We start from the raw sequence: 12,673 nt of genomic DNA, 5'->3' as shown, positions 1-12,673 counted from the left end.
TCTAGGAGTCCCCATGACGAACACTGCCGCATCGACCTCACGGCCGGTCCTCGCCGACCGTCTGGTGGCCCGGGGCGCCGCCACCGACGTGGCCCTCGTCCTCGGTGGAGTCGCCGTCGTCTCGGCCCTCGCGCAGGTGCAGGTGCCGCTCTGGCCGGTGCCCGTCACCGGACAGACGCTCGGTGTGATGCTCGTCGGCGCCTCCCTCGGCGCCCGTCGCGGGGCGCTCTCCTTGGCCACCTACCTGGTGCTGGGTGTCGCGGGCTTGCCGATCTTCGCCGAGTTCTCGGGCGGACCCCTCAGCGTCCTCAAGCCGAGCTTCGGGTTCGTCATCGGGTTCGTCGTCGCAGCGGCCGTCATCGGCTGGCTCTCCGAGCGGGACTGGGACAAGAAGTGGTGGCGATCGGCGGCGGCCTTCTTCCTGGCGAGCCTGATCCCCTTCGCCGTCGGCCTCCCCTACCTGGCCGTCGTGCTCGGGTCGTTGGGTCTGCCGAACGACCTGCCGAGCGTCCTCGCGGCCGGCCTGTACCCGTTCATCGTCGGCGGCATCGCCAAGTGGCTGATCGCGGCGGCGGCCCTGCCCCTCGCCTGGCGTGCGCTGAAGCGCATCGGTGACTAGCGCCTTCCGTTCCCCGGCGTGATCGTCGAGGACACGCGACGAAGCCCCGCCCCTCTCGGAGGGGCGGGGCTTCGTCGTCGTTCCGACGGGCGGGATTCAGATGGAGAACCCGATGGCGCGCATCATGTCGCGACCGTCGTCCGTGATGCGATCGGGACCCCACGGCGGCATCCACACCCAGTTGATGCGGAAGGCGTCGACGACACCGTCGAGGGCATTGGCCGTGTCGCCCTCGATGACGTCCGTCAACGGGCAGCCGGCGCTCGTCAGGGTCATGCTGATGATGAGCGCGTTCTCGTGCTCTTCGTCCATCGCGAGGTCGTAGATGAGCCCCAGATCGACGATGTTGACGCCCAGCTCGGGGTCGACGACCTCTTTCAGTGCCTCGATGGTCTGGTCGAACTTCTCGGGGCTGAGTGCGACGGCCACGGTCAGACCGCCGGGGTCGCGGCGGCCTCGGCGGCGGCTGCCGTGACGTACCGGTCGTAGCCCTCGTTCTCGAGGCGGTCGGCCAGCTCGGGCCCACCCTCGTCGGCGACGTGACCGTCGACGAACACGTGGACGAAGTCGGGCTTGATGTAGCGCAGGATGCGCGTGTAGTGCGTGATGAGCAGCAAGCCGAGCCCGGTGTTGGTCTTGGCACGGTTGACGCCCTCGGACACGATCTTCAGCGCGTCGACGTCGAGACCGGAGTCGGTCTCGTCGAGGACGGCGAACTTCGGCTTGAGGAGCTCGAGCTGCATGATCTCGTGTCGTTTCTTCTCGCCACCCGAGAAGCCTTCGTTGACGTTGCGCTCGGCGAAGGCCGAGTCCATCTTGAGGGCGTTCATCGACTCACGGAGGTCCTTGATCCAGCCGCGGATGGCCGGAGCCTCGCCGTCGAGAGCCGTCTTGGCCGTGCGGAGAAAGTTCGAGACCGTGACGCCGGGGATCTCGACGGGGTACTGCATGGCGAGGAAGAGCCCCGCCTTGGCGCGCTCGTCGACGCTCATCTCGAGCACCTCACGACCGTCGAGGAGGATGGAGCCCCCGTCGACGTTGTAGCGGGGGTGGCCGGCGATCGTGTAGGCGAGGGTGGACTTGCCCGAGCCGTTGGGGCCCATGACGGCGTGGATCTCGCCCTCGTTGATGGTGAGGTCGACGCCCTTGAGGATGGGCTTGGGGCCGGCGTCGGTGTCGATGCTGACCTTGAGGTCGCGGATCTCGAGAGTGGACATGCGTTCTGTTCCTTTACTGTGCGGCGCCGGTGGAGGTCGAGGTGGTGTCGACGTACACCTCGCCGTCGATGACGGAGACCGAGAAGACCGGTACGGGTTCGTAGGCGGGCAGCGTGAGCGGCTTGCCGGTGGTGAGCTCGAACTTGGAGCCGTGGGCCCAGCACTCGAGGGTGTCGTCCTCGACGAAGCCCTCGGAGAGGGAGATGTCGCCGTGGGTGCAGGTGTCGCCGATCGCGTGGATCGTGCCGGCACTGTCTTTCACGACGGCGATCGCGACGCCGTCGACGACGACGCGGTGCGCCTGGGAGGGGCTGACGTCGTCGACGCCGCAGACCTTCGTGGCCATCAGGCGACCGTCTCGGTCGACGTCGCCTCGCCCGCGGCCAGTTCGACCTCGATGGCGTCCACGAGCCGAGCCTGCAGGTCGGCGTCACCGATCTTCTGGATGACCTCGACGAGGAAGCCGAGCACCACCAGGCGACGGGCCTCGTGCTCGGAGATGCCGCGCGACTGCAGGTAGAACAGGTGCTCGTCGTCGAAGCGACCGGTCGCGCTGGCGTGACCCGCGCCCTCGATGTCGCCGGTCTCGATCTCGAGGTTCGGGATCGAGTCGGCGCGCGTGCCCTCGCTCAGCACCAGGTTGCGGTTCTGCTCGTAGCTGTCGGTTCCGGGAGCCGTCCGACCGATGAGCACGTCACCGATCCACACGGTCCGGGCACCGGCACCCTGGAGGGCACCCTTGTAGTTGACGCGGCTCCGTGTCTTGGGAGCGTCGTGGTTGACGTAGACCTGCTGCTCGAGGTGCTGGCCGGCATCGGCGAAGTAGACGCCGTAGAGCTCGGCGTCGGCGCCCTGCTCGGCCAGGTGGGCCGAGGGGTTGACCCGGACGACCGAGCCGCCGAGGCTGACGACGAAGTGCTTGAGCTGGGCGTCCCGACCGATGCGGGCGTGGTGGCTCGCGAGGTGGACGGCGTCGTCGTCCCACTCCTGCAGGGTGACGACGGTGAGGTGCGCCCCCTCGTCGACGACGATCTCGACGTTCTCGACCAACTGCGCCGACCCGGTGTTGCGGAGGACGACCATGGCCTGGCTGTTCGCCTTGGCGTGGATCAGGGTGTGGCCGGCCCGCGGCTCACGATCGAGACCCGAGCGTCCGATGGTGATCGCCGACGGCTCGTCACCCTCGAGCGTGACGGCCAGCACCTTCTCGGCACTCGCCCACGCGTTCGCCGCGGCCTTGTCCTCGGGCGTTCCGGCCGTGCCGACCCGAAAGTCGCTGCGGTCGATCCACTCGACGGTGGCGCCGGGCGTCTCTCGAGCCAGGTACGCATAGGGCGAGCCGTCGAGGTCGCCGTCGATCAACGGACGGAGGCGCGACACCGGGCTGAGCTTCCAGTCCACCTCGCGACCGGTCACGTCGGGGAACGCCGCGGGGTCGACCGAGGTGAACCGCTCGGAACGCGTCTGCACGGGCACGAGGCCCCAGCCGCCGTCGCTGTGGGCACCGGCGCCGTGCTGAACGCCCGGCTCGGTGGTGGACTCTGGTGTGGTGGTGGGTGCTGCGGCGGACATCTAGCCGACTGATCCTTCCATGCTCATCTCGATGAGCTTGTTGAGTTCGAGCGCGTACTCCATCGGGAGCTCGCGGGCGATGGGCTCGATGAAGCCACGGACGATCATGGCCATCGCTTCGTCTTCGGCCATGCCCCTCGACATGAGGTAGAAGAGCTGCTCTTCGCTCACTCGCGACACCGTGGCCTCGTGACCGAGCTGAACGTCGTCGACGCGGATGTCGATGGCGGGATAGGTGTCGGAACGGGAGATCGTGTCCACGAGCAGGGCGTCGCAGCGCACCGTGTTGGCCGCGTGGTGGGCGGCCTCGTCGACGCGGACCTCGCCACGGTAACCGGCGCGACCGCCGCCTCGGGCGATCGACTTCGACACGATCGACGACGTGGTGTAGGGCGCCATGTGGATCATCTTCGCGCCGGCGTCCTGGTGCTGACCGGGGCCCGCGAAGGCGACGGACAGGGTCTCGCCCTTGGCGTGCTCGCCGACCAGGTAGATCGACGGGTACTTCATCGTCACCTTGGAGCCGATGTTGCCGTCGATCCACTCCATCGTCGCGCCCTCGTGGGCGATCGCGCGCTTGGTGACCAGGTTGTAGACGTTGTTCGACCAGTTCTGGATCGTGGTGTAACGCACACGGGCGTTCTTCTTCACGATGATCTCGACCACGGCCGAGTGAAGGGAGTCGGACTTGTAGATCGGGGCGGTGCAGCCCTCGATGTAGTGGACGTAGCTGCCTTCGTCGGCGATGATCAGCGTCCGCTCGAACTGGCCCATGTTCTCGGTGTTGATGCGGAAGTACGCCTGCAGCGGGATCTCGACGTGGACGCCCTTGGGGACGTACACGAACGAACCACCGGACCACACGGCCGTGTTCAACGCGGCGAACTTGTTGTCACCGGCGGGGATGACGGTGCCGAAGTACTCCTGGAAGAGCTCGGGGTGCTCGCGGAGCGCCGTGTCGGTGTCCATGAAGATGACACCCTGCTGCTCGAGGTCCTCGCGGATCTGGTGGTAGACCACCTCGGACTCGTACTGGGCGGCGACGCCCGCCACGAGGCGGTTGCGCTCGGCCTCGGGGATGCCGAGCTTCTCGTAGGTGTTCTTGATGTCGTCCGGAAGCTCGTCCCAGGTGGTCGCCTGCTTCTCGGTCGAACGCACGAAGTACTTGATGTTGTCGAAGTCGATGCCCGACAGGTCGGCGCCCCACGTCGGCATGGGCTTGCGCTCGAACAGCGTCAGCCCCTTGAGACGGTTCTTGAGCATCCACTCGGGTTCGCTCTTCAGGTTCGAGATGTCGGTGACGACCTCGGGTGACACCCCCCGGCGCGCCGAGGCGCCCGCGGAGTCGGAGTCGGACCAGCCGAACTCGTACTGCCCCAGGCTCGCGAGCTCGGGTCGATCGATCAACACGTCTGACATGACTACCTCTTTCTCTGCCGGACCGAACACGGGTCGGCCGAACGGCATTCCCCGGGTGGTGGAGCAGCCCGGTTGCTCGCCCTGCGAGTCGAACACACCGGCTGTCGTCGCCTCGCCGGACGACGCTCGACGTGATCGAGTCGTCAGGTGGCGTTGCTTAGACTGGTGTTGAAGGCCGTTCACCGCTTCTGCGGATCTCACGGTCTTCGGATGTCTCCGTCGACACCCTGCCGGGTCGTGTTCCTGAACCCGTTGATTCTACAGGGCCGACCGCCGAAAGTGACGAAAGGCAGCAAGTCGTGAGCAACGCACAGGTGGGCGCCACCGGAGTCCTGAACCGAGCCTGGTCGTGGCTCCCCACGACCGTCGACCGTCGGGTCCGCTTCATCGCCTGGGCGTCGTTCGTCTGTCAGGTGCTGCTGATCGGCACAGGTGGCGCGGTGCGCCTCACGGGATCGGGACTCGGCTGCCCCACCTGGCCCCGCTGCACCGCCGACTCGTTCGTCAGCACGCCCGAGATGGGTGTCCACGGCGTCATCGAGTTCGGCAACCGTCTGCTCACCTTCGTGCTCACCCTCGTGGTCATCCTCGCGTTCCTCCTCGTGCTCCGCATGCGCACGGTCCGGCGCGATTTCTTCTGGCTGACCCTCGTCCAGGGCCTGAGCATCCCCTTCCAAGCCGTGCTCGGGGGGATCACCGTCCTCACCGGGCTCAACCCCTACATCGTCGGGGCCCACTTCGTCGTCTCGATCGTCCTCGTCGCACTGACCACGACCTTGCTCTGGCGGGTGTATCGCGGCCCCCGGGGGCGCCACGCCGCGACGCCGCGAGGCTACGGACGGCTCGTCCACGTGACGGCGGCGGTCGTCGGCGTCACGGTGATCGTCGGTGTCCTCACGACCGGCTCCGGCCCGCACGCCGGTGACGCGGCCACTCCCCGCAACGGTCTCGACCCGGCGATCATGGACCACGTCCACAGCTGGCCGGCGTACGCCACCCTCGCCCTGACCCTGGCCGTCGTCGCCTGGACGCTGCGGGCAGACCTCCCCCGCCGTTTCCCCCTCGCCCTGCTCGGCGTCGAGCTGGTCCAGATCGCGGTCGGCATCACCCAGGCGCGCACGGGGTTGCCGCCCCTGCTCGTCGGCAGCCACATGGTGCTGGCCGCGCTGCTCGTGGCCGCGACGACCGCCGTCGTGCTGTCCCTGCGCAACGACCAGGCCCCGGACGAGGTCGAACCGATCGTCGAGGCGGCTGCCGTCCGCGCCTGATCGACGCGACCCGGTGCCCTAGTCGCGACGCATGACGGTGTCGACGTCGTCCTGGTCGACGACGACGAACCCCGTGCGCTCGTAGAGCGACACGGCACGACTTCCGGTGAGCACGTCGAGGGTGATCGACCCCGTGGTGACCGAGCCGATCGCCTCGGTGAGCAGGGCTGTCCCGATGCCCTGGCCTCGCGCCTCCTCGGCCAAGTAGAAGTGGCGTAGCCAGGTCGTGTCGCCGTCCGGATGCAGGGCGATGCAGCCGAGGAGGCGCTGGTCGCCTTCGACGACCCGCGTCTCGTCGGCCATGAACTCGCGCACGAAGCGCGCACGGTGACGCGGCGGGTTCCAGATGCCGAGACGCTCGAACTCGGACCTCAGGACGACGAGCTTCAGCTCGGTCAGCGGCTCGACGTCGTCCGGGCGCGCCGGACGCACCATCCAGTCGAAGGGCGCGCCGGACGCACCATCCAGTCGAAGGGGCTCACGAGGCTAGAACGGGAGCAGGGGGTCGACGCCGACGGCGACGAACAGCAGCGTCAAGTACGTGATCGAGCTGTGGAAGACGCGCATCGGCCGGACCTCGGCGACGTGCTGGATGGCTCGGCTGTAGAGCCGGTGCGACTCCCAGACGAACCAGGCGCCGCTGGCGAGGGCCACGACCGTGTAGAGCACGCCCATGCCGGCGACGGGGACGAGGATCAACGAGCAGACCACGGTTGCCCAGGCATAGAGGATGACCTGCAAGCCGACGATGGACCGGCCGCGCACCACGGCGAGCATCGGGACGTCGGCCGCGGCGTAGTCGTCGCGGTACTTCATCGACAGCGGCCAGTAGTGCGGCGGCGTCCAGAGGAAGATGACCATGAAGAGGATGACGGCCGACCACGACAGGTCGTTCGTGACGGCGGCCCAGCCGATGAGCACCGGCATGCACCCGGCGATGCCGCCCCACACGATGTTCTGCGGCGTGCGACGCTTCAGCCAGAGGGTGTACACGACGACGTAGAAGAGGATGGCTCCGAGCGACAGCGCCGCCGAGAGGAGGTTGACCGTCAGGGCGAGCCAGACGATCGACGCGACGCCGACGACGTACGAGAAGATCAACGCCTCGCGGTCGCTGACCTCACCGGTCACGAGCGGTCGGCCCTGCGTCCGCTTCATGATGCGGTCGATGTCACGATCGATGTAGCAGTTGAAGGCCGAGGCCGAGCCGGCGCTCAGCGCCCCACCGATCAGCGTCGCGGCGACGAGCCACAGGTTGGGGATGCCCCCCTGGGCCAGGAACATCGTCGGCGCCGTGGTGACGAGCAGGAGCTCCATCACGCGGGGCTTCGTGAGGGCGACGTACGCCCGAGCCTTGCGACGGAAGCCCCGGGGTGACGTGTCGGGGCGGATGTCAACGGCTGCGGTCATGAGTCCTCTAACGAGACGAACGGTTTGCCCAAGGAGTCTAGGCGATGAACGTCGACGCTGACGGCGAACCCTCGGCCGATGCGGACGGGAGAAGGGGGTTCGTCCCTATACTTGCAGGTGCTTGCCAGTCGTACGCCCTCTCGGTCCCGAATCACCGGACGAACCGTCCCGATCTCCGCCCCGGCGTGTGTGCGACCCAGCCGACGACGTCTCGGCAGGCGCACGTCAGCGCGGGAGCGAATCGACCCCGCGCAGTTCGCATCAAGAAGGGTCAACTTCCAGTGGCAGATCTGCAATGGGAATCCATTGACAACAAAGCAGTAGACACGGTCCGCGTCCTCGCGGCCGACGCGGTCGAGAAGGTCGGCAACGGTCACCCCGGCACCGCGATGAGCCTGGCGCCCGCCGCCTACCTGCTCTTCCAGAAGGTCATGCGTCGTGACCCGAGCGACAGCACCTGGATCGGTCGCGACCGGTTCATCCTGTCCGTCGGCCACAGCTCGCTGACGCAGTACATCCAGTTCTACCTGGGCGGCTACGGTCTCGAGCTCGACGACCTCGAGGCCCTGCGCACCTGGGGCTCGAAGACCCCGGGCCACCCCGAGTACGGCCACACGGACGGCATCGAGATCACCACCGGTCCGCTGGGCCAGGGCTTCGCCAGCTCGGTGGGCTTCGCCTACGCCGCCCGCTTCGAGCGCGGCCTGTTCGACCCCGACGCCGCACCCGGCACGAGCCCGTTCGACCACTTCGTGTACGTCATCGCCGGTGACGGCGACATGCAAGAGGGCGTCACGAGCGAGGCCGCGTCGCTGGCCGGGCACCAGAAGCTCGGCAACCTCGTCGCCATCTACGACTCGAACCAGATCTCGATCGAGGACGACACGAACATCGCCTTCACCGAGGACGTCCACAAGCGCTTCGAGTCCTACGACTGGGACGTCCAGGTCGTCGACTGGAAGAAGACCGGCGAGTACGTCGAGGATGTCGCCGAACTGCACGACGCCATCGAGAGGGCCAAGGCCGTCACCGACAAGCCCTCGCTGATCATCCTCAAGACGATCATCGGCTGGCCCTCGCCCAAGAAGCAGAACTCCGGCAAGATCCACGGTTCGGCCCTCGGTGCCGACGAGGTCGCCGGCCTCAAGTCGGTCCTCGGATTCGACCCCGAGAAGTCCTTCGACGTCGACCCCGCCGTCCTCGAGCACACCCGCAAGGCCGTCGAGCGCGGACAGGCCCAGCACGCCGAGTGGGACGAGAAGCTCGCCGCGTGGGCTTCGGCCAACCCCGACAAGAAGGTCATGCTCGACCGCATCCTCGCGAACGAGCTCCCCGAGGGCGTCGAAGAAGCGCTCCCCGTCTTCGAGGCCGGCAAGGACGTCTCCACCCGCGCCGCCTCGGGCAAGGTCATCAACGCCCTCGCCGGTGTGGTCCCCGAGCTCTGGGGCGGCTCGGCCGACCTGGCCGAGTCGAACCTGACGACGATCACGGGTTCGAAGTCGTTCGTCCCCACCGAGTGGTCGACCGACGAGTGGAGCGGCGACCCCTACGGTCGTGTGCTGCACTTCGGCATCCGCGAGCACGCGATGGGCGCCATCCTCAACGGCATCACGCTGCACGGCAACACGCGCCCGTTCGGCGGCACGTTCTTGATCTTCAGCGACTACATGCGCCCCGCGGTCCGCCTCGCGGCCCTGATGAAGTCTCCGGCGATCTACGTCTGGACCCACGACTCCGTCGCCCTGGGCGAGGACGGTCCGACGCACCAGCCGATCGAACAGCTCGCGTCGCTGCGGGCGATCCCCGACCTCGACGTCGTGCGTCCCGCCGACGCCAACGAGACGGCCTGGGCCTGGGCGACGATCCTCGAGCGCCACCACGGCCCCGCCGGCATCGCGCTCAGCCGTCAGAACCTGCCCGTCTTCGAGCGCGGCACCGGTGACGCCGAGGGCGACACCTTCGCGTCGGCGAAGAACGTGGCCAAGGGTGCCTACGTCCTGGCCGAGGCGCCGGGCGGAACGCCCGACGTGATCTTCGTCGCCACGGGTTCCGAGGTGCAGATCGCCGTCGAGGCCCGTGAGGTCCTGCGCGGCGAGGGCATCAACGCCCGAGTCGTCTCGGCTCCGAGCATCGAGTGGTTCGACGAGCAGAGCGACGAGTACAAGGAGGCGGTCCTCCCGGCCGCCGTGAAGGCTCGCGTCTCGATCGAGGCCGGTGTGGCCATGCCGTGGCGCGGCATCGTCGGTGACGCCGGTCGCAGCGTGTCGATCGAGCACTTCGGTGCCTCGGCCGACTACAAGACGCTGTTCAAGCAGTTCGGCATGACGACCGAAGCCGCCGTCGCCGCCGCCAAGGACTCGATCGCCGCTCTCTGAGCGTCGACGAAGGAAGAAGAAGAACATGACTGATTCGAACACCGCACAGCTCTCCGCCGCCGGCGTGAGCATCTGGCTCGACGACCTGTCGCGCGAGCGCATCAACGCGGGAGGCCTGCAGAAGCTGATCGCCGAGCGCAACGTCGTCGGCGTCACCACCAACCCCACGATCTTCGCCTCGGCTCTCGCCAAGGGTGAGGCCTACGACGACCAGGTCGCCCTGCTCGCGAAGACCGGCGTCAGCGTCACGGACGCCGTCTTCGAGATCACCACCGACGACGTCACCCGTGCCTGCGACATCTTCCGTGAGCTCTACGACACGACGGACGGCTTCGACGGCCGCGTGTCGATCGAGGTCGAGCCCGGTCTCGCGCACGACGCGCAGGGCACCATCGACCAGGCGGTCAAGCTGGCCGCCAAGGTCGGTCGCCCCAACGCCCTCATCAAGATCCCGGCGACCGTCGAGGGTCTCGAGGCCATCACGGCGGTCATCGCCCAGGGCATCAGCGTCAACGTGACCTTGATCTTCAGCCTCGAGCGCTACCGCGCCGTCATCAACGCGTACCTCACGGGTCTCGAGCAGGCCAAGGCCGCGGGCATCGACATCTCCGAGATCCACTCGGTCGCCTCGTTCTTCGTGTCGCGCGTCGACACCGAGATCGACAAGCGCCTCGACGCGGTCGGGACCGACGAGGCCAAGGCCCTCAAGGGCAAGGCCGGCGTGGCCAACGCTCAGCTCGCCTACGAGGTGTACCAGCAGGCCTTCGACACCGAGCGGGCCAAGGGCCTCCTCGCTGCCGGCGCCAACAAGCAGCGCCCCCTCTGGGCCTCGACCGGAGTCAAGGACCCCGCCGTGCTCGACACCACCTACGTGGTCGAGCTCGTCGCCCAGGACGTCGTCAACACGATGCCCGAGAAGACCCTCGAGGCGACCTTCGACCACGGTGAGATCCGTGGCGACACGATCAGCGCCTCCTACGCCTCGGCCAACGAGACCATGGACGCGATCGCCGCGCAGGGCGTGTCCTACGACGACGTGACCGAGACCCTCGAGAAGGAGGGCGTCGAGAAGTTCATCGTGTCGTGGAACGAACTGCTCGACACGGTCACCGCGGCCCTCGAGGCAGCCAAGCCCGCCGGGGAGTCCAAGTGACCATCACCATCGCTGCCAGCGGAGACGCGGCGCAGGCGGTCGAGGCGGTCGTCCCGACGCTCGTGAGCGACCTCGTCGCCTCGGGCATCACGGCGCAGAACCCCACCCTGTGGGGCCCTGACGCCGAGGACGAGTCCGCCAAACGACTCGGTTGGACCGAGGCCGTCGTGGTCTCGACCCCGCTGCTCGACGAGATCGACTCGTTGCGCGACGAGCTCGCTGCCAAGGGCGTCGACCACGTCGTGCTCGCGGGCATGGGCGGCTCGTCGCTCGCGCCCGAGGTGATCACCCGCACCTACGGCGTCGAGCTCACCGTGCTCGACGCGACGGAGCCGGGTCAGGTCCTCACGGCCCTCGCCGACCGTCTCGAGCGCACCGTGCTCGTCGTGTCGTCGAAGTCGGGTTCGACCGTCGAGACGGCCAGCCAGCGCAAGACGTTCGAGAAGGCGTTCACCGACGCCGGCATCGACCCCGTCGAGCGCATCGTCGTGGTCACCGATCCCGGATCGCCCCTGGACGGGCAGGCCCGTCAGGCCGGTTACCGCGTCTTCAACGCCGACCCCAACATCGGCGGGCGCTACTCGGCCCTGTCGGCGTTCGGCCTCGTGCCGTCCGGCCTGGCCGGTGCCGACATCCGCGAGCTGCTCGCCGAGGCCGACGCCGTGACGGTCGAGCTGGCCCAGGACCGCGCCGACAACCCGGGCCTCGTGCTGGGTGCCGTCCTGGCGGGCACCTCACCCCTGCGCGACAAGATCGCGATCGTCGCCGACGGCACCCACATCGTGGGGTTCCCGGACTGGGCCGAGCAGCTCATCGCCGAGTCGACCGGCAAACAGGGTCGCGGCCTGCTCCCCGTCGTCATCGGCACCTCGGCCCCCGAGATCACGGCGGGCCTCCACGACGTGCAGGTCGTGCGTCTCGTGGCGAACGCCGACGAGACCCGTGAGGTCGCGCCCGGCGAGGTCGAGATCTCGGGTTCGCTCGGCGGTCAGATCATGGTCTGGGAGTACGCCGTCGCGGTGGCCGGGCGTCTGCTCGACATCAACCCGTTCGACCAGCCCGACGTCGAGTCGGCGAAGGTCGCGACGCGGGCGTTGCTCGACGACCGACCCGAGCCCACTCCCCCGGCCTTCACGGCCGAGGGCGTCGAGGTCCGCGAGGTCGGAGGCATCGAACTGGGCGACTCTCTCGAGTCGGCCGTCGCCGCGCTTCTCTCGCACCTGAGCGATGACGGCTACGTCTCGATCCAGGCATACGTGGATCGCGTGGCGAACCCGCAGCTCGAGGAGATCCGTGATCTGCTCGCGGCACGCACACAGCGTCCCGTCACCTTCGGGTGGGGGCCGCGCTTCCTGCACTCGACGGGTCAGTACCACAAGGGCGGCCCGGCCAACGGCGTCTTCCTTCAGATCACGCAGGTGCCCGCGACCGACCTCGAGATCCCCGAGAGCCCGTTCACGTTCGGGCAGCTCGTGCAGGCACAGGCCGCCGGTGACGCCAAGGTCCTGGCCGAGCACGGTCGTCCCGTGCTCACGCTGACGGTGACCGACGTGGCCGCCGCGCTGCCGGTCATCACCGCCGCACTCCGCTGAGCCGAAAGGGCCGGCGTCCTCACGGGCGCCGGCCCTTTCGTCTTGCCC

Annotated in this window: 12 protein-coding genes; 5 read left to right on the top strand and 7 right to left on the bottom strand. The window is 68.2% G+C overall.

Annotated elements, in window-relative coordinates:
- Positions 1 to 13 precede the first annotated feature (13 nt).
- A complete protein-coding gene (locus tag ASE87_RS05380; RefSeq protein ID WP_056226504.1) occupies positions 14 to 619 on the top strand; it encodes a biotin transporter BioY in 606 nt (201 codons plus the stop codon).
- A gap of 96 nt (positions 620 to 715) precedes the next feature.
- On the opposite strand, the gene ASE87_RS05375 is transcribed toward ASE87_RS05380, so the two are convergent.
- The 5 genes from ASE87_RS05375 to sufB are packed head-to-tail and all read right to left on the bottom strand — an operon-like array spanning position 716 to position 4,827.
- Positions 716 to 1,048 (bottom strand): metal-sulfur cluster assembly factor, encoded by a 333-nt coding sequence (locus tag ASE87_RS05375; RefSeq protein WP_043594998.1) that lies wholly within the window; start codon positions 1,046 to 1,048, stop codon positions 716 to 718.
- 2 nt (positions 1,049 to 1,050) lie between these two features.
- Positions 1,051 to 1,836 carry a Fe-S cluster assembly ATPase SufC gene (sufC, locus tag ASE87_RS05370; RefSeq protein WP_056226500.1) on the bottom strand — a complete coding sequence of 262 codons (786 nt, stop codon included), beginning with the start codon at positions 1,834 to 1,836 and terminating at the stop codon, positions 1,051 to 1,053.
- A gap of 13 nt (positions 1,837 to 1,849) precedes the next feature.
- A complete protein-coding gene (locus tag ASE87_RS05365; protein ID WP_082059966.1) occupies positions 1,850 to 2,182 on the bottom strand; it encodes a non-heme iron oxygenase ferredoxin subunit in 333 nt (110 codons plus the stop codon).
- The gene (sufD, locus tag ASE87_RS05360; RefSeq protein ID WP_056226497.1) at positions 2,182 to 3,408 is read right to left on the bottom strand and encodes a Fe-S cluster assembly protein SufD; all 1,227 of its coding nucleotides are present in this window, start codon (positions 3,406 to 3,408) and stop codon (positions 2,182 to 2,184) included. The genes ASE87_RS05365 and sufD overlap by 1 nt, the downstream gene beginning before the upstream one ends.
- The gene (gene sufB, locus ASE87_RS05355) at positions 3,409 to 4,827 is read right to left on the bottom strand and encodes a Fe-S cluster assembly protein SufB (protein ID WP_043595088.1); all 1,419 of its coding nucleotides are present in this window, start codon (positions 4,825 to 4,827) and stop codon (positions 3,409 to 3,411) included.
- 299 nt (positions 4,828 to 5,126) lie between these two features.
- Between sufB and ASE87_RS05350 the strand changes: the two genes are divergently transcribed.
- Positions 5,127 to 6,095, top strand: a complete 969-nt coding sequence (locus ASE87_RS05350) for a heme A synthase (protein WP_235472197.1) — start codon at positions 5,127 to 5,129, stop codon at positions 6,093 to 6,095.
- A gap of 18 nt (positions 6,096 to 6,113) precedes the next feature.
- Here the strand turns inward: ASE87_RS05350 and ASE87_RS05345 are convergent, their stop codons facing one another.
- Positions 6,114 to 6,530, bottom strand: coding sequence for a GNAT family N-acetyltransferase (locus ASE87_RS05345; protein ID WP_056226493.1), 417 nt, complete (start codon positions 6,528 to 6,530; stop codon positions 6,114 to 6,116).
- A gap of 51 nt (positions 6,531 to 6,581) precedes the next feature.
- Positions 6,582 to 7,505: a heme o synthase gene (locus tag ASE87_RS05340; protein ID WP_043595004.1), complete on the bottom strand. Its 924-nt coding sequence runs from the start codon at positions 7,503 to 7,505 to the stop codon at positions 6,582 to 6,584.
- A gap of 281 nt (positions 7,506 to 7,786) precedes the next feature.
- On the opposite strand from ASE87_RS05340, the gene tkt reads away from it, so the two are divergent.
- The 3 genes from tkt to ASE87_RS05325 are packed head-to-tail and all read left to right on the top strand — an operon-like array spanning position 7,787 to position 12,625.
- Positions 7,787 to 9,880 (top strand): transketolase, encoded by a 2,094-nt coding sequence (gene tkt / locus ASE87_RS05335; protein WP_056226490.1) that lies wholly within the window; start codon positions 7,787 to 7,789, stop codon positions 9,878 to 9,880.
- Between the two features lie 25 nt (positions 9,881 to 9,905).
- Positions 9,906 to 11,033 (top strand): transaldolase, encoded by a 1,128-nt coding sequence (gene tal, locus ASE87_RS05330; protein WP_056226487.1) that lies wholly within the window; start codon positions 9,906 to 9,908, stop codon positions 11,031 to 11,033.
- A complete protein-coding gene (locus tag ASE87_RS05325; protein ID WP_056226484.1) occupies positions 11,030 to 12,625 on the top strand; it encodes a glucose-6-phosphate isomerase in 1,596 nt (531 codons plus the stop codon). The genes tal and ASE87_RS05325 overlap by 4 nt, the downstream gene beginning before the upstream one ends.
- Positions 12,626 to 12,673 lie beyond the last annotated feature (48 nt).

It is taken from the genome of Frigoribacterium sp. Leaf44 (assembly GCF_001421865.1).
GTDB lineage: Bacteria > Actinomycetota > Actinomycetes > Actinomycetales > Microbacteriaceae > Frigoribacterium.
This window is presented reverse-complemented; position numbering and strand designations above follow the sequence as displayed.